At 50.4% G+C, this 24,393-nt stretch carries 21 protein-coding genes and 1 riboswitch; of the genes, 11 read left to right on the plus strand and 10 right to left on the minus strand.

Annotated elements, in window-relative coordinates:
• The first annotated feature begins 224 nt into the window (after positions 1 to 224).
• The 8 genes from secE (at position 225) to rpoC (ending at position 12,465) form a co-directional block, all read left to right on the plus strand.
• The gene (secE, locus tag M977_RS12040) at positions 225 to 608 is read left to right on the plus strand and encodes a preprotein translocase subunit SecE (protein ID WP_034461807.1); all 384 of its coding nucleotides are present in this window, start codon (positions 225 to 227) and stop codon (positions 606 to 608) included.
• A gap of 1 nt (position 609) precedes the next feature.
• A complete protein-coding gene (nusG, locus tag M977_RS12045) occupies positions 610 to 1,155 on the plus strand; it encodes a transcription termination/antitermination protein NusG (protein ID WP_064515271.1) in 546 nt (181 codons plus the stop codon).
• A gap of 282 nt (positions 1,156 to 1,437) precedes the next feature.
• Complete coding sequence (gene rplK / locus M977_RS12050; RefSeq protein WP_034492296.1) at positions 1,438 to 1,866, plus strand: 50S ribosomal protein L11; 429 nt, start codon at positions 1,438 to 1,440, stop codon at positions 1,864 to 1,866.
• A gap of 3 nt (positions 1,867 to 1,869) precedes the next feature.
• Positions 1,870 to 2,574 (plus strand): 50S ribosomal protein L1, encoded by a 705-nt coding sequence (rplA, locus tag M977_RS12055; protein WP_034461804.1) that lies wholly within the window; start codon positions 1,870 to 1,872, stop codon positions 2,572 to 2,574.
• A 295-nt stretch (positions 2,575 to 2,869) separates the two neighbouring features.
• Positions 2,870 to 3,367, plus strand: coding sequence for a 50S ribosomal protein L10 (gene rplJ, locus M977_RS12060; RefSeq protein ID WP_034461803.1), 498 nt, complete (start codon positions 2,870 to 2,872; stop codon positions 3,365 to 3,367).
• Between the two features lie 66 nt (positions 3,368 to 3,433).
• Entirely contained in the window at positions 3,434 to 3,799 is a 366-nt protein-coding gene (gene rplL, locus M977_RS12065) for a 50S ribosomal protein L7/L12 (protein ID WP_064515273.1), read from the plus strand.
• A 325-nt stretch (positions 3,800 to 4,124) separates the two neighbouring features.
• Entirely contained in the window at positions 4,125 to 8,153 is a 4,029-nt protein-coding gene (gene rpoB / locus M977_RS12070; protein ID WP_064515275.1) for a DNA-directed RNA polymerase subunit beta, read from the plus strand.
• An 85-nt stretch (positions 8,154 to 8,238) separates the two neighbouring features.
• Entirely contained in the window at positions 8,239 to 12,465 is a 4,227-nt protein-coding gene (gene rpoC / locus M977_RS12075) for a DNA-directed RNA polymerase subunit beta' (RefSeq protein WP_064515278.1), read from the plus strand.
• 89 nt (positions 12,466 to 12,554) lie between these two features.
• Here the strand turns inward: rpoC and M977_RS12080 are convergent, their stop codons facing one another.
• Together M977_RS12080 and M977_RS12085 are read right to left on the minus strand one after the other, a co-directional pair.
• Positions 12,555 to 12,872, minus strand: coding sequence for a PTS lactose/cellobiose transporter subunit IIA (locus M977_RS12080; protein WP_034461505.1), 318 nt, complete (start codon positions 12,870 to 12,872; stop codon positions 12,555 to 12,557).
• A 3-nt stretch (positions 12,873 to 12,875) separates the two neighbouring features.
• The gene (locus M977_RS12085; RefSeq protein ID WP_034461506.1) at positions 12,876 to 13,184 is read right to left on the minus strand and encodes a PTS sugar transporter subunit IIB; all 309 of its coding nucleotides are present in this window, start codon (positions 13,182 to 13,184) and stop codon (positions 12,876 to 12,878) included.
• 289 nt (positions 13,185 to 13,473) lie between these two features.
• On the opposite strand from M977_RS12085, the gene M977_RS12090 reads away from it, so the two are divergent.
• Together M977_RS12090 and M977_RS12095 are read left to right on the plus strand one after the other, a co-directional pair.
• Positions 13,474 to 14,826, plus strand: a complete 1,353-nt coding sequence (locus tag M977_RS12090) for a PTS sugar transporter subunit IIC (protein WP_064515279.1) — start codon at positions 13,474 to 13,476, stop codon at positions 14,824 to 14,826.
• Positions 14,819 to 16,132, plus strand: a complete 1,314-nt coding sequence (locus M977_RS12095; RefSeq protein ID WP_064515281.1) for a 6-phospho-beta-glucosidase — start codon at positions 14,819 to 14,821, stop codon at positions 16,130 to 16,132. The genes M977_RS12090 and M977_RS12095 overlap by 8 nt, the downstream gene beginning before the upstream one ends.
• Here the strand turns inward: M977_RS12095 and M977_RS12100 are convergent.
• Positions 16,122 to 16,853 (minus strand): GntR family transcriptional regulator, encoded by a 732-nt coding sequence (locus tag M977_RS12100; RefSeq protein WP_064515311.1) that lies wholly within the window; start codon positions 16,851 to 16,853, stop codon positions 16,122 to 16,124. The genes M977_RS12095 and M977_RS12100 overlap by 11 nt on opposite strands.
• A gap of 104 nt (positions 16,854 to 16,957) precedes the next feature.
• Here M977_RS12100 and M977_RS12105 point away from each other — a divergent pair, with 104 nt between their 5' ends.
• Positions 16,958 to 18,103: an SIS domain-containing protein gene (locus M977_RS12105; RefSeq protein ID WP_064515283.1), complete on the plus strand. Its 1,146-nt coding sequence runs from the start codon at positions 16,958 to 16,960 to the stop codon at positions 18,101 to 18,103.
• A 57-nt stretch (positions 18,104 to 18,160) separates the two neighbouring features.
• Here M977_RS12105 and thiH read toward each other — a convergent pair whose 3' ends face one another.
• The 7 genes from thiH to M977_RS12140 form a co-directional block, all read right to left on the minus strand.
• The gene (gene thiH / locus M977_RS12110; RefSeq protein ID WP_064515285.1) at positions 18,161 to 19,291 is read right to left on the minus strand and encodes a 2-iminoacetate synthase ThiH; all 1,131 of its coding nucleotides are present in this window, start codon (positions 19,289 to 19,291) and stop codon (positions 18,161 to 18,163) included.
• A complete protein-coding gene (gene thiG / locus M977_RS12115; RefSeq protein ID WP_064515287.1) occupies positions 19,291 to 20,070 on the minus strand; it encodes a thiazole synthase in 780 nt (259 codons plus the stop codon). Before thiG ends, thiH begins: the two co-directional genes overlap by 1 nt.
• Before the next feature lies 1 nt (position 20,071).
• Positions 20,072 to 20,272, minus strand: coding sequence for a sulfur carrier protein ThiS (gene thiS, locus M977_RS12120; protein ID WP_064515289.1), 201 nt, complete (start codon positions 20,270 to 20,272; stop codon positions 20,072 to 20,074).
• Entirely contained in the window at positions 20,256 to 21,011 is a 756-nt protein-coding gene (gene thiF / locus M977_RS12125; protein WP_064515291.1) for a thiazole biosynthesis adenylyltransferase ThiF, read from the minus strand. The genes thiS and thiF overlap by 17 nt, the downstream gene beginning before the upstream one ends.
• Entirely contained in the window at positions 21,004 to 21,639 is a 636-nt protein-coding gene (thiE, locus tag M977_RS12130; protein WP_064515293.1) for a thiamine phosphate synthase, read from the minus strand. The genes thiF and thiE overlap by 8 nt, the downstream gene beginning before the upstream one ends.
• On the minus strand, positions 21,639 to 23,540 hold the full coding sequence (gene thiC, locus M977_RS12135) for a phosphomethylpyrimidine synthase ThiC (protein WP_064515295.1): 1,902 nt from the start codon (positions 23,538 to 23,540) through the stop codon (positions 21,639 to 21,641). The genes thiE and thiC overlap by 1 nt, the downstream gene beginning before the upstream one ends.
• Positions 23,541 to 23,628: 88 nt before the next feature.
• A riboswitch (TPP riboswitch) is annotated at positions 23,629 to 23,742 on the minus strand.
• Positions 23,743 to 23,793: 51 nt separating this feature from the next.
• Complete coding sequence (locus M977_RS12140) at positions 23,794 to 24,297, minus strand: Rsd/AlgQ family anti-sigma factor (RefSeq protein ID WP_064515297.1); 504 nt, start codon at positions 24,295 to 24,297, stop codon at positions 23,794 to 23,796.
• Positions 24,298 to 24,393 lie beyond the last annotated feature (96 nt).

Consider the following 24,393-nt stretch of genomic DNA (forward strand, 5'->3'; position numbering starts at 1 on the left):
CATTTGACGCAACGCGCAAGAAAAGGGCATCATTTGATGCCCTTTTTGCACGCTCTCTGTCCAGAACCTGGCTCATCAGTGATTTTTTACTCATAATCATTGCTGAGACAGGCTCTGAAGATGGCGTTATACCGAATAGTGCCTGAAAAGAGCCATTCGGTCTGGTTTTGCCTCGCGTATGCGGGGCAAAAATGTTTGTCTGAATTATTGTGACGGGTTGGTTTATGAGTGCGAATACCGAAGCTCAAGGAAGCGGGCGCGGCCTGGAAGCGATGAAGTGGCTGGCAGTTGCTGCTCTGCTGATTGTGGCGATCGTGGGCAACTACATTTATCGTGATGTATCTCTGCCTCTGCGTGCCCTGGCAGTGGTTGTTCTGATTGCTGCAGCGGGTGGTGTCGCGCTGTTAACGACGAAAGGCAAAGCGACAGTTGCTTTCGCCCGCGAAGCAAGAACTGAAGTTCGTAAAGTTATTTGGCCAACTCGCCAGGAGACTTTACACACCACCTTAATCGTGGCGGCAGTTACTGCTGTAATGTCACTGATTTTGTGGGGGCTGGACGGTATTCTTGTCCGCCTGGTTTCTTTTATTACTGGCCTGAGGTTCTGAGATGTCTGAAGCCCCTAAAATGCGCTGGTACGTCGTTCAGGCGTTTTCCGGTTTTGAAGGCCGCGTAGCAACATCGCTGCGTGAGCACATCAAATTGCACAACATGGAAGAATTGTTTGGTGAAGTCATGGTTCCGACCGAAGAAGTGGTCGAAATCCGTGGTGGCCAGCGTCGCAAGAGCGAGCGCAAATTCTTCCCGGGCTATGTTCTGGTCCAGATGGTTATGAACGACGCGAGCTGGCACTTAGTGCGCAGTGTTCCGCGCGTGATGGGTTTCATCGGTGGTACTTCTGACCGTCCTGCGCCAATCAGCGATAAAGAAGTTGATGCGATTATGAACCGCCTGCAACAGGCTGGTGATAAACCGCGTCCTAAAACGCTGTTTGAACCAGGCGAAATGGTACGCGTCAGCGATGGCCCATTTGCTGACTTTAACGGTGTAGTTGAAGAAGTAGATTACGAAAAGAGCCGCTTGAAGGTTTCTGTATCTATCTTCGGTCGTGCTACGCCGGTTGAGCTTGATTTTGCTCAAGTAGAGAAAGCCTAGTAACTAGGTTATAACCAAAATAATTCGAGTTGCAGGAAGGCGGCGACGCAGTGAATCTCTTGGAGCTTACTTTAGTAAGTGACTGAGGCGAGCGAAAAAAGCCAACGCACATGCAACTTGAAGTATGAAGGGTATAAAAGCAGCGATTAATCGTTGCACAGGGCGCGAGATTGGAATACAATTTCGCGCCTTTTGTTTTTATGCGTCTTGCGCGCGTAGAACGAATTATTCACGGGGAGCCTTCATTGTTTAAGGCGCTATAACCCACTAGAGGAAATTAAGATGGCTAAGAAAGTACAAGCCTACGTCAAGCTGCAAGTTGCAGCTGGTATGGCGAACCCAAGTCCACCAGTTGGTCCAGCTCTGGGCCAACAAGGTGTGAACATCATGGAATTCTGTAAAGCGTTTAACGCCAAAACTGAATCCTTGGAGAAAGGTCTGCCAATTCCGGTTGTTATTACCGTTTATGCTGACCGTTCTTTCACTTTCGTTACTAAAACTCCACCGGCTGCTGTTCTGTTGAAGAAAGCTGCAGGTATCAAGTCTGGTTCTGGCAAGCCGAACAAAGACAAAGTGGGTAAAGTGACCCGTGCTCAGGTGCGTGAAATCGCAGAAACCAAAGCTGCGGACATGACTGGTTCTGACGTTGAAGCGATGACTCGCTCCATCGAAGGTACTGCTCGTTCCATGGGCCTGGTAGTGGAGGATTAAGAAATGGCTAAACTGACCAAGCGCATGCGCGTGATCCGTGACAAAGTTGATGCAACTAAACAGTATGACATCAACGAAGCCGTTGCTTTGCTCAAAGAGCTGGCCACTGCGAAATTCGTAGAAAGCGTTGACGTTGCTGTAAACCTCGGCATCGACGCTCGTAAATCTGACCAGAACGTACGTGGTGCAACTGTACTGCCGCACGGTACTGGCCGTTCAGTTCGCGTAGCCGTATTTGCCCAAGGCCCTAACGCTGAAGCAGCTAAAGCTGCTGGCGCTGAGCTGGTAGGTATGGAAGATCTGGCTGACCAGATCAAAAAAGGCGAAATGAACTTTGACGTTGTTATCGCATCTCCAGATGCAATGCGCGTTGTTGGCCAACTGGGCCAGGTTCTGGGTCCACGTGGCCTGATGCCTAACCCGAAAGTTGGTACTGTAACTCCTAACGTTGCTGAAGCGGTTAAGAACGCTAAAGCTGGTCAGGTTCGTTACCGTAACGACAAAAACGGCATCATTCACACCACCATCGGTAAAGTGGATTTTGACACTGACAAACTGAAAGAAAACCTGGAAGCTCTGCTGGTTGCGCTGAAAAAAGCTAAACCATCTCAAGCTAAAGGCGTTTTCATTAAGAAAGTTAGCCTGTCTACCACTATGGGTGCAGGTGTTGCGGTCGACCAATCTGGTCTGAGCGCAGTAGTGAACTAAGATTCACTGCTTTACGCGGGCGTTAGATTGGTCTAAAATCCTACGCCCGTTGCCTTACAATGTAAGGCACAAAGAATTTTCGGTTGGAGCCTGGCCTTATCCAGGCCTCCGTCCAAGACCGCAGGAGTTTCGCGAGAGACTTAATTCCCTGCGTAGACGGTGACAGAACCTGAAGAATATTTTTGATAGTCTTTGGCTTGTTTCTGCTCACCGTATGTCGACGTTCATTATCGTTTTGGTAATGAATGAAGTGAGTTCCGGGGGAAACCCCGGCTAATATCCAGGAGCAAAGCTAATGGCTTTAAATCTTCAAGACAAACAAGCGATTGTTGCTGAAGTCAGCGAAGTAGCCAAAGGTGCGCTGTCTGCGGTTGTTGCGGATTCCCGTGGCGTGACCGTAGGTAAAATGACTGAACTGCGTAAAGCAGGTCGTGAAGCTGGCGTTTACATGCGTGTTGTTCGTAACACCTTGCTGCGCCGCGTTGTTGAAGGTACTCAGTTTGAGTGCCTGAAAGACACGTTTGTTGGTCCAACCTTGATTGCATATTCTATGGAACACCCGGGCGCAGCTGCTCGTCTGTTCAAAGAATTCGCTAAAGCGAATGCAAAATTCGAGGTTAAAGCTGCAGCCTTTGAAGGTGAGCTGATCCCGGCGGCCCAGATCGATCGCCTGGCAACTCTGCCAACTTACGAAGAAGCAATCGCACGCCTGATGGCAACCATGAAAGAAGCCTCTGCAGGCAAATTGGTTCGCACTCTGGCTGCTGTACGCGATCAGAAAGAAGCTGCTTAATAGCGCTTTCCTTTCTAACGCACTTGCTTACGTATAAACTTATTCTGATTTTCAGGAACAATTGTTATGTCTATCACTAAAGATCAAATCATTGAAGCAGTATCCGCTATGTCTGTAATGGACATTGTTGAACTGATTTCTGCAATGGAAGAAAAATTCGGTGTTTCCGCTGCTGCTGCTGTTGCAGGCCCTGCTGCTGCTGCTGAAGCTGTAGAAGAGAAAACTGAGTTCGACGTTATTCTGAAAGCTGCTGGCGCTAACAAAGTTGCCGTTATCAAAGCAGTTCGTAGCGCAACTGGCCTGGGCTTGAAAGAAGCTAAAGACCTGGTTGAATCCGCTCCAGCTGCGCTGAAAGAAGGCGTGAGCAAAGATGACGCAGAATCTCTGAAGAAAACTCTGGAAGAAGCTGGCGCTGAAGTTGAAGTTAAATAAGCCAATCTTTCCGGTTGCAGCCTGAGAAATTAGGCTGATGGCTGGTGACTTTTTAGTCACCAGCCTTTTTGCGCTGTAGGGTACCAGTAGCGTTTCACACTGTTTGACTGCTGGTTTCCTTTCAATGTTTGTCTCTATCTACGCCTTAATATACTACGACTTTCTATGCCGGGAGTTCCGGGGTAAAGCGTGGCGAAATGGTTTAAGAGTGATAGAAACAGGTATTGCGGAAAGTGTTCCACTTTCCGGTCCACAAAATAGTGTTGCACAAACTGTCCCCTTGTCGGGCAGATGGGTCGACTTGTCAGCGAGCTGAGGAACCCTAATGGTTTACTCCTATACCGAGAAAAAACGTATTCGTAAGGATTTTGGAAAGCGTCCACAAGTTTTGGACATTCCTTATCTCCTTTCTATCCAGCTTGACTCGTTCCAGAAGTTCATCGAGCAAGATCCTGAAGGCCAGTACGGTCTGGAAGCGGCTTTCCGTTCCGTGTTCCCTATTGCAAGCTACAGCGGTAACTCTGAGCTGCAATATGTGAGCTATCGTCTGGGTGAGCCGGTATTTGACGTTAAAGAATGTCAGATCCGCGGCGTGACGTATTCCGCTCCGCTGCGCGTAAAACTGCGCCTGGTGATCTACGAACGTGAAGCGCCGGAAGGCACCGTTAAAGATATTAAAGAACAAGAAGTTTACATGGGTGAAATTCCACTCATGACAGATAACGGCACCTTCGTTATTAACGGTACTGAGCGCGTTATCGTTTCTCAGTTGCACCGTAGCCCAGGTGTGTTCTTTGATAGTGACAAAGGTAAAACCCACTCTTCCGGGAAGGTGCTGTATAACGCACGTATCATCCCTTACCGTGGTTCCTGGCTGGATTTCGAGTTCGACCCGAAAGACAACCTGTTTGTACGTATCGACCGTCGCCGCAAACTGCCTGCGACTATCATTTTGCGTGCATTGCAGTTCACCACTGAGCAGATTCTTGATCTGTTCTTTGAGAAAGTTTATTTCGAAATCCGTGACAACAAGCTGCAGATGGAATTGGTGCCAGAACGCCTTCGTGGTGAGACTGCATCCTTTGACATCGAAGCTAACGGCAAAATCTATGTCGAAAAAAGCCGCCGTATCACAGCGCGCCATATTCGCCAGCTGGAAAAAGACGATATTAAGCTTATCGAAGTTCCGGTTGAATACATTGCTGGTAAAGTCGCGGCTAAAGACTACGTTGATGCATCGACTGGCGAACTGATTTGCGCAGCGAACATGGAACTGTCTTTGGACTTGTTAGCTAAACTGAGCCAGTGTGGTCATAAGCGTATCGAAACGCTGTTTACCAACGACCTGGATCACGGTGCATACATTTCTGAGACCATCCGTGTCGACCCAACTAGCGATCGCCTGAGCGCGCTGGTTGAAATCTATCGCATGATGCGTCCTGGCGAGCCACCAACTCGCGAAGCAGCTGAAAACCTGTTCGAGAACCTGTTCTTCTCTGAAGACCGCTATGACTTGTCTGCGGTTGGTCGTATGAAGTTCAACCGTTCTCTGCTGCGTGATGAAATCGAAGGTTCAGGCATCCTGAGCAAAGACGACATCATCCAGGTTATGCGTAAGCTGATCGGTATTCGTAACGGTCAGGGCGAAGTGGATGATATCGACCACCTCGGCAACCGTCGTATCCGTTCCGTTGGCGAAATGGCGGAAAACCAATTCCGCGTTGGCCTGGTACGTGTAGAGCGTGCGGTTAAAGAGCGTCTGTCTTTGGGCGACCTCGATACCCTGATGCCTCAGGATATGATCAACGCCAAGCCTATCTCTGCTGCGGTTAAAGAGTTCTTCGGTTCCAGCCAGCTGTCTCAGTTCATGGACCAGAACAACCCGTTGTCTGAGATTACGCACAAACGTCGTATCTCCGCACTCGGCCCGGGTGGTTTGACCCGTGAGCGTGCAGGCTTCGAAGTACGTGACGTACACCCAACCCACTACGGTCGTGTATGTCCAATCGAAACCCCTGAAGGTCCGAACATCGGTCTGATCAACTCCCTGTCTGTTTATGCACAGACTAACGAATACGGTTTCTTAGAAACTCCGTATCGTCGCGTTGTTGAAGGTGTTGTCACTGACGAAATCCATTACCTTTCTGCAATTGAAGAAGGTAACTATGTCATCGCTCAGGCTAACACCAATCTGGACGAAGAAGGCCGTTTCGTAGACGACCTGGTAACTTGCCGTAGTAAAGGTGAATCCAGCTTGTTCAGTAACGACCAGGTTGACTACATGGACGTTTCTACCCAACAGGTAGTTTCCGTCGGTGCGTCCCTGATCCCGTTCCTGGAACACGATGACGCCAACCGTGCATTGATGGGTGCGAACATGCAACGTCAGGCCGTTCCAACTTTGCGTGCTGATAAGCCGCTGGTTGGTACTGGTATGGAACGTGCTGTTGCCGTTGACTCCGGTGTTACTGCGGTTGCTAAACGTGGCGGTACTGTTCAGTACGTCGATGCGTCTCGTATCGTTATCAAAGTTAACGAAGACGAAATGCTGGCTGGTGAAGCTGGTATCGACATCTACAACCTGACCAAATACACCCGTTCGAACCAGAACACCTGCATCAACCAGATGCCATGTGTTTCTCTGGGCGAACCTGTTGAACGTGGCGATGTGTTGGCAGACGGTCCGTCTACTGACCTCGGTGAACTGGCTCTTGGCCAGAACATGCGCGTAGCGTTCATGCCGTGGAACGGTTACAACTTCGAAGACTCCATCCTCGTATCCGAGCGTGTTGTTCAGGAAGATCGTTTCACAACTATTCACATCCAGGAACTGGCGTGCGTGTCTCGTGACACTAAGCTTGGGCCAGAAGAGATCACCGCTGACATCCCTAACGTGGGTGAAGCAGCTCTCTCCAAACTGGATGAATCCGGTATCGTTTATATCGGTGCTGAAGTGACCGGTGGTGATATTCTGGTTGGTAAGGTAACGCCTAAAGGTGAAACCCAGCTGACTCCAGAAGAGAAACTGCTGCGTGCAATCTTCGGTGAGAAAGCGTCTGACGTTAAAGACTCTTCTCTGCGCGTACCAAACGGCGTTTCCGGCACCATCATCGATGTGCAAGTCTTTACCCGCGATGGCGTGGAAAAAGACAAGCGCGCGCTGGAAATCGAAGAGATGCAACTGAAGCAGGCGAAGAAAGACCTGACTGAAGAACTGCAAATCTTTGAAGCTGGTCTGTTTGCTCGTATCCATGCTGTGCTGGTTGCTGGCGGTGTTGAAGCTGAGAAGCTCGACAAATTGCCACGCGATCGCTGGTTGGAACTGGGTCTGACTGACGAAGAGAAGCAAAACCAGCTGGAACAGCTGGCAGAGCAGTACGACGAGCTGAAGCACGAGTTTGAGAAGAAACTTGAAGCTAAGCGCCGCAAAATCACTCAGGGCGATGACCTGGCACCTGGCGTGCTGAAAATCGTTAAAGTGTATCTGGCCGTTAAACGTCAGATCCAGCCTGGTGACAAGATGGCAGGTCGTCACGGGAACAAAGGTGTTATCTCCAAGATCAACCCGATCGAAGATATGCCTTACGATGAAAACGGCACGCCTGTAGACATCGTACTGAACCCGTTGGGCGTACCATCTCGTATGAACATCGGTCAGATTCTGGAAACCCACTTGGGTATGGCTGCTAAAGGCATCGGCGAGAAAATCAACGCCATGCTGAAGAAGCACGAAGAAGTTTCCAAGCTGCGCGAATTTATCCAGAAAGCATACGACCTTGGTTCAGATGTTCGTCAGAAAGTTGACTTGAACACCTTCACCGACGATGAAGTTCTGCGTCTGGCTGAGAACCTGAAAAAAGGTATGCCGATTGCTACTCCGGTATTCGACGGTGCGAAAGAGTCGGAAATCAAAGAGCTGTTGCAACTGGGTGGTCTGCCGACTTCCGGTCAGATCACACTGTTTGATGGCCGTAGCGGTGAGCAGTTTGAGCGTCCAGTAACCGTAGGTTACATGTACATGCTGAAACTGAACCACTTGGTTGATGACAAAATGCACGCGCGTTCTACCGGTTCTTACAGCCTGGTTACTCAGCAGCCGCTGGGTGGTAAGGCTCAGTTCGGTGGTCAACGCTTCGGTGAGATGGAAGTGTGGGCACTGGAAGCATACGGTGCTGCTTATACTCTGCAGGAAATGCTGACTGTTAAGTCTGATGACGTTAATGGCCGTACCAAGATGTATAAAAACATCGTGGATGGTAATCATCAGATGGAACCAGGCATGCCGGAATCCTTCAACGTACTGTTGAAAGAAATCCGTTCGCTGGGTATCAACATCGAGCTGGAAGGCGAGTAATCACTCGTATCTGCTGTACTGGTTACAGGATGTCCGGGTCACACCGGACGTCTCTGAGAAGTCTCACTCCGACGGGAGCTAATCCGTGAAAGACTTACTTAAGTTTCTGAAAGCGCAAACTAAGACCGAAGAGTTTGATGCGATCAAAATTGCTCTGGCATCGCCAGACATGATCCGTTCTTGGTCGTTCGGCGAAGTTAAAAAGCCGGAAACCATTAACTACCGTACGTTCAAACCAGAACGTGACGGTCTGTTCTGTGCTCGTATTTTTGGGCCAGTAAAAGACTATGAGTGCCTGTGCGGTAAGTACAAGCGCTTGAAGCACCGTGGCGTTATTTGTGAGAAGTGCGGCGTTGAAGTAACCCAAACTAAAGTGCGCCGTGAGCGCATGGGTCACATCGAACTGGCTTCCCCAACTGCGCACATTTGGTTCCTGAAGTCACTGCCGTCTCGTATCGGCTTGCTGCTGGATATGCCACTGCGTGATATCGAACGTGTACTTTACTTCGAATCATATGTGGTTATCGAAGGCGGTATGACCAACCTCGAGCGTCGTCAGATCCTGACTGAAGAGCAGTATCTGGATGCGCTGGAAGAGTTCGGTGACGAATTCGATGCGAAGATGGGTGCGGAAGCTATTCAGGCCTTGTTGAAAAACATGGATCTGGAGCAAGAGTGTGAAACTCTGCGTGAAGAGCTGAATGAAACCAACTCTGAAACCAAACGCAAAAAGCTGACCAAGCGTATCAAACTGCTGGAAGCGTTCGTTCAATCTGGTAACAAACCAGAGTGGATGATCCTGACAGTTCTGCCGGTTCTTCCGCCAGATCTGCGTCCACTGGTACCGCTGGATGGTGGTCGTTTCGCAACTTCAGATCTGAACGATCTGTATCGTCGCGTTATCAACCGTAACAACCGTCTGAAACGTCTGCTGGATCTGGCTGCTCCTGACATCATCGTACGTAACGAAAAACGTATGCTGCAGGAAGCGGTAGATGCCCTGCTGGATAACGGCCGTCGCGGTCGTGCCATCACCGGTTCTAACAAGCGTCCTCTGAAATCTTTGGCTGATATGATCAAAGGTAAGCAGGGTCGTTTCCGTCAGAACTTGTTGGGTAAACGTGTTGACTACTCCGGTCGTTCTGTAATCACCGTAGGTCCATACCTGCGTCTGCATCAGTGCGGTCTGCCGAAGAAAATGGCACTGGAGCTGTTCAAACCGTTCATCTACGGCAAGCTGGAACTGCGTGGTCTTGCTACCACCATTAAAGCTGCGAAGAAAATGGTTGAGCGCGAAGAAGCTGTCGTTTGGGATATCCTGGACGAAGTTATCCGCGAACACCCGGTACTGCTGAACCGTGCACCAACTCTGCACCGTTTGGGTATCCAGGCATTTGAACCTGTACTGATCGAAGGTAAAGCTATCCAGCTGCACCCGCTGGTTTGTGCGGCATATAACGCCGACTTCGATGGTGACCAGATGGCAGTACACGTTCCACTGACGCTTGAAGCTCAGTTGGAAGCGCGTGCGCTGATGATGTCTACCAACAACATCCTGTCACCAGCGAACGGCGAGCCAATCATCGTTCCTTCTCAGGACGTTGTATTGGGTCTGTACTACATGACCCGTGACTGTGTTAACGCCAAAGGCGAAGGCATGGTGCTGACTGGCCCTAAAGAAGCTGAGCGTATCTATCGCGCAGGTCTGGCCTCTCTGCATGCGCGTGTAAAAGTGCGTATCACTGAATATGAAAAAGGCGAGAACGAAGAGTTCGTTGCCAAAACCAGCATTATCGACACCACCGTAGGTCGTGCGATTTTGTGGATGATCGTACCGAAAGGTCTGCCTTACTCCATCGTCAACCAGGCGCTGGGCAAGAAGGCAATCTCCAAAATGCTGAACACTTGTTATCGTATTCTGGGCCTGAAGCCTACGGTAATCTTTGCTGACCAAACGATGTACACCGGCTTTGCTTATGCAGCGCGTTCAGGTGTATCCGTTGGTATCGATGACATGGTCATCCCTGCGAAGAAAACTGAAATCATCTCTGAAGCGGAAGCTGAAGTTGCTGAAATTCAGGAACAGTTCCAGTCTGGTCTGGTAACAGCCGGCGAACGCTATAACAAAGTCATCGATATCTGGGCTGCGGCGAACGATCGTGTATCTAAAGCGATGATGGACAACCTGCAAACTGAATCCGTTATTAACCGTGACGGCGTCGAAGAGCAGCAAGTTTCCTTCAACAGCATTTACATGATGGCCGACTCCGGTGCTCGTGGTTCTGCAGCACAGATTCGTCAGTTGGCAGGTATGCGTGGTCTGATGGCTAAGCCAGATGGCTCCATCATCGAAACGCCAATCACCGCGAACTTCCGTGAAGGTCTGAACGTACTCCAGTACTTCATCTCCACGCACGGTGCTCGTAAAGGTCTGGCGGATACCGCACTGAAAACTGCGAACTCCGGTTATCTGACGCGTCGTCTGGTTGACGTTGCACAGGACTTGGTTGTTACCGAAGACGATTGTGGCACCCTCGAAGGTATCACGATGACTCCGGTTATCGAAGGCGGCGATGTTAAAGAACCACTGCGCGACCGCGTTCTGGGCCGTGTAACGGCTGAAGATGTGATCAAGCCGGGTACTGCAGACATCCTGGTAACTCGTAACACGCTGATCGATGAGCAGTGGTGTGACGTGTTAGAACTTAACTCTGTTGATAGCGTGAAAGTACGTTCTGTTGTTGGTTGTGAAACCGACTTCGGCGTGTGTGCACACTGCTATGGTCGCGACCTGGCTCGTGGTCACATCATCAACAAAGGTGAAGCTATCGGGGTTATCGCGGCACAGTCCATCGGTGAACCAGGTACTCAGCTGACGATGCGTACGTTCCACATCGGTGGTGCGGCATCTCGTTCGGCTGCTGAATCCAGCATTCAGGTTAAGAACAAAGGTAGCATCAAGCTCAGCAACGCTAAGTCGGTTGTGAACTCCGCCGGGAAACTGGTCGTCACTTCTCGTAACACCGAGCTGAAACTGATTGATGAATTCGGTCGTACTAAAGAGAGCTATAAAGTTCCTTACGGTGCGGTAATGGGTAAAGGTGATGGCGAGCAGATTGCAGCGGGCGAAACCGTAGCAAACTGGGATCCACACACCATGCCAGTCGTCTCTGAAGTAAGTGGTTTCATCCGCTTTACTGACATGGTCGACGGCCAGACCATTACTCGTCAAACTGACGAACTGACAGGTCTGTCATCTCTGGTTGTTCTGGATTCTGCAGAACGTACCGCGGGTGGTAAAGATCTGCGTCCAGCACTGAAAATTGTTGATGCTCAAGGCAACGACGTTCTGATCCCTGGTACAGATATGCCAGCTCAGTACTTCCTGCCAGGTAAAGCGATTGTTCAGTTGGAAGATGGTACTCAGATTCACTCTGGTGACGCGCTGGCGCGTATTCCTCAGGAATCAAGTGGTACCAAGGACATCACCGGTGGTCTGCCACGCGTTGCTGACCTGTTCGAAGCGCGTCGTCCGAAAGAGCCAGCTATCCTTGCTGAAATCAGCGGGATCATCTCGTTCGGTAAAGAAACCAAAGGCAAACGCCGTCTGGTTATCTCTCCACTCGACGGCAGCGATGCTTACGAAGAGATGATTCCTAAGTGGCGTCAGCTGAACGTGTTCGAAGGCGAAGTTGTAGAACGCGGTGACGTTGTTTCCGATGGTCCAGAATCTCCGCACGACATTCTGCGTCTGCGTGGCGTGTATGCTGTGACTCGTTACATCACCAACGAAGTGCAGGACGTTTACCGTCTGCAAGGCGTTAAGATTAACGATAAACACATCGAAGTCATCGTGCGTCAGATGTTGCGTAAAGCAACCATCGTTAACGCTGGTAGCTCTGACTTCCTGGAAGGTGAGCAGGCTGAATACTCTCGCGTCAAGATCGCTAACCGCGAACTGGAAGCGAACGGCAAGATTAACGTGTCCTTCTCACGTGATCTGCTGGGTATCACCAAAGCCTCTCTGGCAACCGAGTCCTTCATCTCTGCGGCATCGTTCCAGGAGACAACTCGTGTGCTTACCGAAGCAGCTGTTGCGGGTAAACGTGACGAACTGCGCGGCCTGAAAGAGAACGTTATCGTCGGTCGTTTGATCCCAGCTGGTACCGGTTATGCGTACCACCAGGATCGTATGCGCCGTCGTGCAGCGGGCGAAGCGCCAGTTGTACCTCAGGTCACCGCAGCGGATGCAACTGCCAGCCTGGCAGAATTGCTGAACGCAGGTAATCTGGGCGGTAACGATAACGATTAATCGTTAGAGACGCCAAAAACAAAAACCGCTCGAAAGAGCGGTTTTTTTATGCCTGAAATCTGAAGCGTTAAAACTGAAAGAAATAAAAATCAGTTAGCTAGCGGCAGGCGGCGATACAGTTCAATCATGTCTTCTGCTAAATCCTGAATCACCATCGCGTTCATCAGGTGGTCCTGGGAGTGTACGGTAATCAAGTTAACCGGCAGTTTGCCAGTGCCTTCATCTAACCCGATAAGTTGGGTCTGAATTTTATGCGCATGTTTCACAAACTCACGAGACTCTTCCATCGCTTGTTGAGCTGCTACGAAATCACCTTTACGGGCCATTTGCAGAGCTGTCAGTGCCTGGCTGCGCGCGCTACCAGCATTAACCAACAATTCCATGATAATCGTTTCTAAATCTTCCACGTCTTATGACTCCATCATTTTCAAAGCTTTCTCGAGCACAACATCGCCTTTCATCATGCCGTAATCCATCATGTCGATAACAGCAACCGTTTTACCCATCGGCTCTGCAATCGCCTGTAGCTTAGCGTGTTCGTATTTAACCTGTGGACCCAGCAGCACGATATCGGCGGTGTCGATATTGTCTTTAAATTCTGCAACCGGCACTGCCTTGATTGAGACTTCAATACCTTTCTTCTGAGCGGCGTCCTTCATACGTTGGACCAAAATGCTAGTCGACATACCCGCTGCACAACACAAAACGATATTCTTCATAGATCTGCTCTCAGTGTCCGTTGGATACACAGATAATTATCCGTGACGCCCCGGTACAACAACCGCTTTGCAGTGATTGTGTGTGAGGTGTCACAAAAGAAACTTAGATGGACTGAAACCGGTTACATTTTGCGTTTCCCTGATCGCTTACGATTGTGGAGCTGCTCACAAATCCCGCTTAATCCTGGTAAACCTCATTGTGCTTCATTGACAGAAAATCCTGAACTACATAGTCTTTAATTAAGTGGTATATACCACCAACATCAGAACCAGCACAGTGAGCCACAACATGCAAAATTTCACTGCTTTTATGGAAAGAAAAATATTGCCCCTGGCAATGAAGATTGAAGGGAATGATTATCTCTCGGCTATTAAAGATGGCTTCATTCGGATTATGCCATTTCTCATTATTGGCTCTTTCTTTTTACTGATAGCTAATTTGCCAATCCCTGGCTATAACGAATTTATTACTCGTATTTTTGGTGAGAAATTTATTGGGCAGTTAAATTATGTCCTGGATGCAACCTATTCTGTAATGGCATTACTTGTGGTCTTGAGTACCAGCATTAGCCTGGCAAAACGTTGGCAACTTAATGAAATATCCTGTGCGCTTATTTCTCTCGTCAGTTTTTTGATTGTCACACCTTATAAACTTCCGCAAGAAAATGGTGGGGTAATCAGCGATGTCATTCCAACCTTCGCGCTGGGTGCTCAGGGTTTATTCCTTTCACTGATTGTGACGGTAACAGCAGTGCGCTTGTATCGTTTCCTTAACCACCCGCGTTTGACAATTTCTATGCCATCGAGTGTTCCTCCTGCGGTGGCAAATAGTTTTAGCTCATTAATTCCATCATTTCTTATCGTCGTGGCATTTTGGCTGATTCGCTTATTATTCGAAGTGACTCCGTTTGGCACAGCGCAAGAGATGATTTTTAAGGTGCTGCAAGCGCCGATGATGCAGTTGGGCAATACCTTGCCATCACAAATGGTGGCGGAGTTTTTTGTCAGTTTCTTCTGGTTCTTTGGTTTGCATGGTGATTCTATTGTGACCGCCATTATGGGCCCAATCTGGCGCTCATTAACGCTTGAAAATATGCAAGCCATGAAGCAAGGCTTGCCACCAGTCAACATTATTACTCAACAGTTCCGCGATGTGTTTTTAATTTGTGGTGGTACAGGATTTACCCTCGCAATGTTACTGGTGATGTTGTTTCGGGCTAAAAGCAGGCGCATGCGTGAAATAGCGAAACTCGCTTCGCCGGCCGCCATTTTTAATATCAACGAGCCGATAATATTCGGTGTGCCTATTGCCCTAAACCCGCTGCTATTTATCCCCTTTATCATCGTTCCGGTTGTGCTATGCGTAATAACCTATAGCGCGATGGCTTTTGGCTGGTTGCCACTGACATCCGGTCTGGAAATACCCTGGACTACGCCTATTTTTATTAGCGGTTTTTTAATTTGTGGCTGGAAAGGCATGCTCTTTCAGGCAATTAACCTCGTAGTCGCAATGACAATTTATTACCCATTCGTTATGACGCTGGATAAGCAATATCTGCGAGAAGAAAACGAACAGGAAGAAAGTATCGTCAATCAGGATGAAATAGTCCTGGAGTATAAAGAAGGATTGCGTAATGAATAAAAAATTAAAGATAGTGACTATCGGTGGCGGTAGCTCTTATACGCCAGAGATTATCGAAGGTTTTATCCAACGCTATGCCGAAATGCCAATTAGTGAAATCTGGCTGGTGGATGTCGAAGCCGGTCGTGAAAAACTGGAAATCGTCGGAAATCTGGCAAAACGTATGGTCGAGGCGGCTGGCATTGACTGCCAGGTTCATCTCACGCTCGACAGACGCGAAGCGCTGAAAGATGCCGACTTCGTCACAACCCAACTGCGGGTGGGGCAATTAGACGCGCGTATTAAAGACGAACGTATTCCCTTGTCACACGGGCTAATTGGCCAGGAGACAAACGGTGCGGGTGGGTTGGCTAAAGCACTACGTACCATTCCTGTGATTCTGGATATCTGCCGCGACATGGAAGAGCTCTGTCCGGATGCGTGGCTGATTAACTTCACCAATCCGAGTGGTATCGTCACCGAAGCAGTTATCAAACACAGCAAAATTAAATGCGTCGGGCTATGTAATTTATCCCAGTCAATGCAGCGTATGGTGGCAGAAATTCTCGGTGTGGATAAATCTCGCTTCTTGCTGCAACTCGTTGGCTTGAACCATTTCCTGTATGGCACCCACGTCTATATGGATGGTAAAGATGTCATGCCAGACGTGCTGAAAAATCTCAAATATGACAGCGAACACAAACCGAAAAATATCCCGGATATTCCATGGCTTCAGGAACAAATCCAACATCTTGGCGTGATCCCATGTCCTTATCACCAGTATTACTACGCCACCAGTGATGTGCTGGAAAAGCAGCTTCAGGAATTTGAAGAACATGGAACGCGTGGCGAAGTGGTGCAAGCGGTCGAGCATGAGTTATTTGAGCTTTACAGAAACCCGCAGTTGCATGAAAAACCAAAACAGCTCGAGCAGCGCGGTGGGGCGTATTACTCCGAAGCGGCCTGCGAGCTAATCAGCGCAATCTATAACGACAAAAATCTACTGATGACGGTCAACGTGCGTAACAACGGCGCGATTCGTTCACTGCCGGATAACGTCGCCATTGAAACGACTTGTGTTATTGGGCGTTACGGTGCGATTCCGCTGAATAACGATCCGTTGCCTGCCACAGTTTCAGGTTTAGTTTCTCTGATGAAAGCCTGGGAAGAAATGGCGGTGGAAGCAGCGGTAACGGGTGACTACGGCGCAGCTTTGCAAGCGCTAACCCTTAACCCACTGGTTCCTTCGGGCAAAGTTGCAAAAGTGGTGCTTGATGAATTACTCGAAGCACACCGCGAATATCTGCCGCAATTCTTTAAGGGATAAGGTTTTTACGGCTGCGCATTCTAAAGAGGTCGCCGCGGTTGTAACTCCAGGAGTAGTTAAACACCGTGCCGTCCTCAAGCCAGGTGCTCTCTTTGATGTGCAACATGGGTGAATTAACGGGGATATCGAGCAGGGCTGCCATCACATCGTCAAACAGGCTCGCTCCTACCATGGAGTCTGTGCCACCGATTTTTTGTTGGCACTTCTGTTCGATAAAGGCGTACAGCGAGTGGTTTTGCAGCACGTCGTCGTCAATGGCATCGACAATCGCTAACGGAATGTAGCTGTCCTCGACCAAAACTGGAGTGCCGTCGAACAGGCGAACGCGGCGGATAGCATGCACAGGTTCGTTTTCAGGCACGCCAAACTGGTTGGCAAGGTATTCACCGGCAGGTTGCTGCACATGGTAAATCAGGCGGCTGGTGATGGCGACTTTGCCACTGAGTTCTTTCGTTACGCCCAGCGCACTGCTTTCTCCATTCGGGTTGAGCAAATACACCGGTGGTGCAAAGGCGCGATTTACGTAGGTACCTTTGCCGACCACTTTTTTAACCAGGCCTTCTTGTTCCATATGGGCAATGGCTTTTTGCACCGTCGCACGCGTGACCTGGTAAGTTTCCGCCAGTTCGCGTTCAGAAGGGATCAGGGAGCCAACCGGGTATTTTTGGTTCTGAATATCGCGTTTAAGGGTATCGCGAATAAGGATGTATACCGGTTTCATGGTTCCCCCGATAGGGTTGTTAATGAATTGAAATAGCGCGGAAGTCGGCATGCTAAAGCACTTCTTCGGCGTGGCGCAAGTTTCATAACAGGTGGAAAATAAACATGTTAAATCATAATGAAGCGTACTGGCAGCAAAAGGGAGCCAGTTTGACCGTAGAAGCCATCGTGGCTCAGCCCCGTTTGTGGCAAGAAGGACTTGAACGTGTCAAAGCACATGAAGCTGAGATTCAGGCATTCTGGCGCAAAAGTGATACCGACACGCGAATCCTGATTACAGGGGCGGGTTCCTCGCTGTTGGCGGCACAGGCGAGTGTGAACTGGTTGCGTAGTATCGTGCCAAATCAAATTGATGTGGTACCGGCAACCGATCTGGTGCTGATGCCAGAAAGCCTGCACTACAATACCGTATTAGTGTCGGTGAGTAGCTCGGGTAACACGCCGGAAACAGTGAAAGTTGTGGAGCGAGCACTCGCCGCCAACCCGAAATTGCGGCATCTCAGTGTCACTAACAACGCCAGCAGCCGCCTTGCTCAACTTGCACAGAAGCATTGCGAAGGGCTGTTTATCCCGGTACCAGAAGGTACTTCTAACGGCAGTTTTGCGGCGACCTCCGAGTTCACCATTCCCCTCTGGTATTTGATGTTGCTGGTGGCTCCTGCTGGCTGGTCTGAAGCCGAAAAAGTGCTGCCAGTTTTGCAGCGCGGCATGAACCATTTTTTCAACCACTATGCTGCTGATATCGAAAAGTGGGCGGCAGAGTCTCGCAACAATGTGGTAGTCGTCGGTTCTCTGTCGCTAAAAGCCGTAGCCTGTGAAACCAGCCTCAAACTGCTGGAAATGGGTAACGGCCAGGTGATGACGGCCTGGCATTCAATGCTGGAATTCCGCCATGGGCCAAAGCTCATTATCAATCGTGATGCCACGCTTATCGGTTATCTTGCCGCACGCGCCGAAATCAACCGCTATGACAGTGACATGATGGCGGAACTAACCCGTGAACGAAGCGCCACAGCGCAAATTATTGCCATCGGCCATGATGCATTACCGGCAGGCGTTAAACCGGGAGATCGTTATTTCCATTTTGCCGCACCAGAGCTGGCGGATTGCCACGAATCCTGGACGACATTACTCTATGTTGCCTTTGCACAATTGGCCGGGCTTTACAGTGCTATTGCGCTGGGCGTGACTCCAGATATGCCTTCCCGAGACGGTAAAGTTGCCAAAGTCGCGAAAGTGACCGTTTATTAATTGAAAGATGTGGCGGCAACGAAAAGGAAAAGTTACCGCCATTTAAACGTAGCAAAGCTACGGCGAGTTTCTTCCCAGAAAACTATCCCAATCTTTCCACACAGGTTGTAAGCCTGAGCGTGTTAATGCCTCAGCCACTTGCACCGGAGTACGCCCGTCGTGCGGCGCAAACTGCTCAAGCTCAGGGTGATTATCGGCGTACCCTCCGGGCTGAGTTTTAGAGAACGCACTCACATTATTGATGGCGAGTGGGATCATATGATCCCGGAACCACGGTGATTCACGCGTAGAAAGCGAAAGCTCGACATCGGGCGCAAGCAGGCGAAATGCGCATATCACCTGCACTAACTGGCTTTCAGTCATGACCGACGCAGGTTCGACGCCACCCGTACAGGGTCGTAAACGCGGAAACGAAATCGAATAGCGACTTTGCCAGTATTGTTGCTGTAGCCACAGTAAGTGCTCCGCGACCATAAAACAGTCGGTGCGCCAGCTGTCCGATAAACCAATCAACGTCCCGAGGCCTATTTTATCTATCCCCGCATGGCCAAGCCTGTCCGGTGTTTCCAGGCGCCAGAAGAAATCCTGTTTATTGCCGCGTAAATGATGCTGCGCGTACACAGCCTGGTGATAGGTTTCCTGGTAAACCATCACACCATCCAGTCCGAGAGTTTTCAGTTCGGCATATTCATGTTCATCCAGCGGCTGTACTTCCATTTGCAGCGAACTGAACTGGCGGCGGATCGCAGGAAGGTGCTGACGAAAATAATCCATTCCGACTTTGGTCTGGTGTTCACCGGTCACTAACAACAAATGTTCGAAGCCTAGTTTGCGAATCGCCGCGCATTCCCGCTCAATTTCCTGCTGATCCAGCGTTTTACGTTTGAGCTTGTTGCTCATGGAAAACCCGCAGTAAGTACAATCGTTAGCGCAGAGATTTGACAGATAAAGCGGCACGTAAAAACTCACCGTGTTACCAAAACGCTGACGAGTTAATTTCTGGGCCTGTTGTGCCAGCGGTTCGAGATAGTGGCTGGCGGTAGGGGAGAGCAGCGCCATCAGATCGTCGCGGGTGATTTTGCGTGCGCTCAATGCTCGCTCCACGTCGGCAGCCGTCTTGCTGTTAATACGAAGTCGGATGTCATCCCAGTCCAGCTCACGCCAACGCTCGGTGAAAGTTTGTGCCATCACGTACCCTCCTGGCTAAATTGCAGAAACTGGGTTAACGGGCTGGAGGCTTGTGCCTGCTGGTGGCGGGTGCCTAAACCGGATTTAGCCGCTAATACGCCAGCTTCAACTGCCAGGCGAAATGCCTGAGCCATTTGCACGGGATCATGCGCCACGGCAATCGCCGTATTCACCAGCACCGCAGCGGCCCCCATTTCCAGCGCTTCTGCGGCATGGCTTGGCGCACCGATACCTGCATCAACCACTACCGGCACACGAGCCTGGTCGATAATAATTTCTAAAAACGCCCGGGTTTGTAAGCCCTGATTCGAACCAATTGGCGCCCCGAGCGGCATGACCGCTGCACATCCGACTTCCTCAAGCCGTTTGCACAAAACGGGATCGGCGCCGCAATAAGGCAATACGACAAAACCCTGTTTGACGAGTGCCTCCGCAGCTTTCAGCGTTTCGATAGGATCGGGCAGCAAATAGCGGGCGTCGGGGTGGATTTCCAGCTTTACCCAATGCGTACCGAGCGCTTCTCGGGCAAGCTGTGCGGCAAAAATCGCTTCTTCAGCCGTTTTGGCGCCAGAGGTATTCGGCAGCAACTGCACGCCCGCCTCAAGCAGTGGCGCGAGAATCGCATCGTTATGGTTACGCAAATCGACGCGCTTCATTGCCATTGTCACTAACTGCGAGCCGGAAGCGCGAATCGCTTCAACCATCACCTGCGGCGAGGAAAATTTCCCGGTGCCGGTGAACAAGCGTGATGAGAAAGTTTTATCAGCAATCTGTAGCATGTTAACCCCCGGCTATGGCCTGAAAAAGCAAGATCTGGTCGCCATCTTTCAACAAATGAGCTTCCCACTGTTCACGTGGCACAATGCTTTGGTTGATGGCGAGTGCTACGCCTGGTTTCAACAGGCGCAGTTGGTCAAGCAGCTTTTCCAGCGTCAGGTTATCCGGGCACTGCAGCGGTTCATCGTTAAAGTGGATGTGCATCTCGCCCTCCGCATACCGGGCAATTAGCCGCTTTTTGCATAGCGAGGGAGCGCCAGCTATGTTGACGGGCGTCGAACAGGCGCAAAGTACCCGTTGCTGGAGCCATGCCGCTCAACAACTTTATGGCCTCCAGAGCCTGCAATGTTCCCATCACACCAACCACCGGGCCGATGATTCCCGCAGTACGGCAGTTGCGCTCCGGTTCGTGTTCGTCAGGCCAGACACAGCGATAACAACCGGTTTCCCACGGAGGCGTCAGAACCATCAACTGCCCGCCAAAGCCGACTGCACTTGCAGAAATCAGCGGTTTGTTATGTGCGACACAGGCGGCGTTAACGGCCTGGCGTGTCGCCATGTTGTCGCTGCAATCCAGCACTAGATCGGCGTTCTTTACCGCCTGCATCAACGCTTCTCCAGCTAAACGCTCGCTAATAACCTGGAGCGTAATATCGGGGTTGAGCTTCTGGAGATGGCGTTGAGCGGCCAGCGATTTTGGCTGTTCCAAATCCTGAGAGGTAAACAAAATCTGGCGCTGCAAATTACTGATATGCACGTTGTCATCGTCGGCGAGAATCAAAGTACCAACGCCTGCCGCCGCAAGATATAACGCGGCTGGCGAACCCAGTCCGCCAAGCCCGACGATTAAGATTTTGCTGGCGAGCAGCTTTTGCTGCCCTTCAATGGCGATGTCTTCCAGCAACAGTTGGCGGCTGTAACGCATGAAATCGGCATCATTCATCGCCAGCCCCCACAAGCTCCAGTAGTTGCGCTGTTGCCGCTCGCCAGTCTGGGGCCAGAGTAATTGCGCTCACAACTGCGACACTTCCAACGCCCGTTGCGAGTACAGCAGGAACGCGCTCAATACTTATTCCACCGATGGCGACAGTCGGGTAATCGCCCAGCGTTTTGATGTGGGCTGCGAGTTGCGAAAGCCCTTGAGGAGCGGACGGCATCTGCTTGGTTTGAGTTGGAAAAACATGCCCCAACGCGATGTAAGAAGGGCGTGCTTCCAGGGCGCGATCCATTTCCATATTGTCGTGCGTCGAAAGCCCGAGGCGCAGGCCCGCATCGCGGATGGCGTCCAGATTAGCGACATCCAGATCTTCCTGGCCCAGATGAACACCGTAAGCACGATGTTTTATCGCCAGTCGCCAGTAATCATTGATGAATAACCTCGCCTCATATCGCTTACCAAGCGCAATGGCAGTAGTAATGTCGGCTTCAACTTCTTCGTCGCGTTTGTCTTTAATCCGTAATTGAAGGGTGCGTACTCCCGCCTCCAGTAAGCGGGCAATCCACTCGACGCTATCCACTACCGGATACAACCCGAGTCGTTTGGGCACAGAAGGGAAGGCGGGTGTGCTCATCACACTTCCTCCTGACGCAGATAAATTTCGCCACCTTTTGCACGGAAGGATTGCGACATATCGTCCATGCCAACTTCTATGGCTTGCTTAGCGGCGAAATCGCGAACCTCCTGGGAGATTTTCATCGAGCAGAATTTTGGTCCGCACATCGAACAGAAGTGCGCGACCTTGCCGGATTCCTGCGGCAGAGTTTCATCGTGATAGGCGCGGGCGGTGAAAGGGTCAAGCGCGAGATTAAACTGGTCTTCCCAGCGGAATTCAAAACGGGCTTTCGACATCGCGTTGTCGCGGATTTGCGCACCAGGGTGGCCTTTTGCCAGGTCTGCGGCATGTGCCGCAATTTTGTAGGTAATCAGCCCCTGTTTAACATCTTCTTTATTCGGTAGGCCAAGATGCTCTTTTGGTGTGACGTAACAAAGCATCGCACAGCCGAACCAGCCAATCATGGCTGCACCAATACCTGAGGTGAAATGGTCATAACCCGGTGCAATATCGGTGGTCAGCGGGCCGAGCGTGTAGAACGGTGCTTCATGGCAGTGCTCCAGTTCTTCGGTCATATTGCGGCGGATCATCTGCATGGGCACATGTCCCGGGCCTTCAATCATCACCTGCACATCGTATTCCCAGGCAATTTTGGTCAACTCGCCAAGCGTATGCAGCTCAGAGAATTGCGCTTCATCGTTGGCATCCTGAATGGAGCCAGGGCGCAGGCCGTCGCCAAGCGAGAGTGAAACGTCGTAAGCGGCACAGATTTCGCAAATTTCGCGGAAGTGCTCATACAGGAAGTTTTCCTGATGATGTGACAGGCACCATTTCGCCATAATCGAACCGCCGCGCGACACAATTCCGGTCAGGCGTTTGGCCGTCATCGGCACATAACGCAGCAGCACTCCGGCGTGAATGGTGAAATAGTCCACGCCTTGCTCGGCCTGTTCCAGGAGTGTGTCGCGGAACATTTCCCAGGTCAGGTCTTCAGCGATGCCATTTACTTTTTCCAGCGCCTGGTAAATGGGCACGGTGCCGATAGGGACTGGGCTGTTACGTAAAATCCATTCGCGGGTTTCGTGGATATAGCGGCCGGTGGAAAGATCCATCACGGTGTCTGCGCCCCAGCGCGTTGACCACACCAGTTTTTCCACTTCTTCTTCAATCGAGGAGGTGACCGCTGAGTTGCCGATATTGGCATTCACTTTGACAAGGAAATTACGGCCGATAATCATCGGCTCAGACTCAGGGTGGTTAATATTGGCGGGAATGATTGCCCGGCCTGCGGCGACTTCATCGCGTACAAATTCAGGAGTAATGTTTTCTGGCACGAGAGCACCAAAACTCTGGCCTGGGTGCTGGTGGCGTAACACTTCATCGCGAATGCGTTCGCGGCCCATGTTTTCACGTATGGCGATAAACTCCATTTCCGGCGTCACTATGCCCTGGCGTGCATAGTGCAACTGCGTGACAATTTTCCCGGCTTTTGCGCGCTTCGGCGTGAGTTGTGTTTCAAAACGCAATTCGTCCAGACCATCATCAGCAAGGCGCTCTTTGGTATATGCAGAGCTACGGTCGGTCAGTGTTTCGCAATCATCACGCTCGCTAATCCAGCTTTCACGCAGTGGTGAAAGCCCGCACAGAACGTCGATGCTGATTGCCGGGTCGCCATACGGACCTGAAGTGTCATACACCGGAATGGCATCGTTAGGGGTGAACAGAGGGTTTTCTTTCGTACCGCCCGTTGCGGTTGGGCTAAGTTGAATTTCGCGCATCGGTACGCGGATATCATCGCGTGAGCCAGTTAGATAAATGCGTTGGGAATTAGGGAAAGCAGTACCTTCCAGCGTATGGATAAAATGCTGGGCAGCAGCGCGTTGTTCGCGGCGGTTTGGTTTTTTTTCAGTAATAGACATAGCTCATTCCAGTAAATATCAAGGAGTGGCTTGCCAGAACAACGGAGGAGTAATGAATGTGGGGCGCCCGCGTACGGGTGAACCCAAAAGCAGAATTACTCTTGTTCCCTTCGCAGGTATTAGCCTGATCAGGTTCCGCGGATCCCGAATTAACGGTCTCAGCCGGTGTTCAATTAAACACTCGGCACTCCGACAAGAAGAAACCCGTATTGCTACGGGTCGCTATGTAAACTACTCGTTAACAGCGCAGAACTCAAGCCGGGCGTGCAAGGTTGCCGGTATCGTTAGCACTGTCATTTATATCGTGGTCGTAAGCTAACTGAATGAGTTTATCTTCCAGTGAAAAACGTGATTCCAGTGCTTCACCGATGCCGGATAACGCTTTCTGGAACTCAATATAGTTATCATCATCGATAGCACTTTCGAGATGCGAATCGTAAAAATCCATGATGTGCTGGGTGTTGGCTTCAAGCTGCGGATAAAGATGAGTTGCGGCTAAAAGTGGGCTGCTGCCTTCCATTTCGCTGATAATGCGTTCATAAATATTGAAATGACCGGCAGAAAGATAATCCACCAGATTATGGCAAAAGTTATCCAGAGCCTTTTCATTGAGCGCGGTATGGGATTCCTTGTTAGGCTTGATCCCAACCATATTGTAATAAGCCACCAATAAATGTTTGCGGGCATATAGCCATTGGTCGATTAACTCATTACTACCACCGACGCGCTCAGTCAGATTTTCTAACTGGTTAAGCATGATTGACTCCGTGATTCCGTGAGTAAAAGATGTAACGCAAACGTACCCAAAATTGTTACGACCATTTGTTTATACCAGCGAACTCGGGGATGTGCA

The organism is Buttiauxella gaviniae ATCC 51604 (assembly GCF_001654835.1).
In the GTDB taxonomy this organism is placed as follows: Bacteria; Pseudomonadota; Gammaproteobacteria; order Enterobacterales; family Enterobacteriaceae; genus Buttiauxella; species Buttiauxella gaviniae.

Excerpts from the sequence above, each read along its gene's own strand:
- secE (WP_034461807.1), top strand. The coding sequence starts at position 225 with ATGAGTGCGAATACCGAAGCTCAAGGAAGCGGGCGCGGCCTGGAAGCG.
- nusG (WP_064515271.1), top strand. The coding sequence starts at position 610 with ATGTCTGAAGCCCCTAAAATGCGCTGGTACGTCGTTCAGGCGTTTTCC.
- rplK (WP_034492296.1), top strand. The coding sequence starts at position 1,438 with ATGGCTAAGAAAGTACAAGCCTACGTCAAGCTGCAAGTTGCAGCTGGT.
- rplA (WP_034461804.1), top strand. The coding sequence starts at position 1,870 with ATGGCTAAACTGACCAAGCGCATGCGCGTGATCCGTGACAAAGTTGAT.
- rplJ (WP_034461803.1), top strand. The coding sequence starts at position 2,870 with ATGGCTTTAAATCTTCAAGACAAACAAGCGATTGTTGCTGAAGTCAGC.
- rplL (WP_064515273.1), top strand. The coding sequence starts at position 3,434 with ATGTCTATCACTAAAGATCAAATCATTGAAGCAGTATCCGCTATGTCT.
- rpoB (WP_064515275.1), top strand. The coding sequence starts at position 4,125 with ATGGTTTACTCCTATACCGAGAAAAAACGTATTCGTAAGGATTTTGGA.
- M977_RS12085 (WP_034461506.1), bottom strand. The coding sequence starts at position 13,184 with ATGAAGAATATCGTTTTGTGTTGTGCAGCGGGTATGTCGACTAGCATT.
- M977_RS12090 (WP_064515279.1), top strand. The coding sequence starts at position 13,474 with ATGCAAAATTTCACTGCTTTTATGGAAAGAAAAATATTGCCCCTGGCA.
- M977_RS12095 (WP_064515281.1), top strand. The coding sequence starts at position 14,819 with ATGAATAAAAAATTAAAGATAGTGACTATCGGTGGCGGTAGCTCTTAT.
- M977_RS12100 (WP_064515311.1), bottom strand. The coding sequence starts at position 16,853 with ATGAAACCGGTATACATCCTTATTCGCGATACCCTTAAACGCGATATT.
- M977_RS12105 (WP_064515283.1), top strand. The coding sequence starts at position 16,958 with ATGTTAAATCATAATGAAGCGTACTGGCAGCAAAAGGGAGCCAGTTTG.
- thiH (WP_064515285.1), bottom strand. The coding sequence starts at position 19,291 with ATGGCACAAACTTTCACCGAGCGTTGGCGTGAGCTGGACTGGGATGAC.
- thiG (WP_064515287.1), bottom strand. The coding sequence starts at position 20,070 with ATGCTACAGATTGCTGATAAAACTTTCTCATCACGCTTGTTCACCGGC.
- thiS (WP_064515289.1), bottom strand. The coding sequence starts at position 20,272 with ATGCACATCCACTTTAACGATGAACCGCTGCAGTGCCCGGATAACCTG.
- thiF (WP_064515291.1), bottom strand. The coding sequence starts at position 21,011 with ATGAATGATGCCGATTTCATGCGTTACAGCCGCCAACTGTTGCTGGAA.
- thiE (WP_064515293.1), bottom strand. The coding sequence starts at position 21,639 with ATGAGCACACCCGCCTTCCCTTCTGTGCCCAAACGACTCGGGTTGTAT.
- thiC (WP_064515295.1), bottom strand. The coding sequence starts at position 23,540 with ATGTCTATTACTGAAAAAAAACCAAACCGCCGCGAACAACGCGCTGCT.
- M977_RS12140 (WP_064515297.1), bottom strand. The coding sequence starts at position 24,297 with ATGCTTAACCAGTTAGAAAATCTGACTGAGCGCGTCGGTGGTAGTAAT.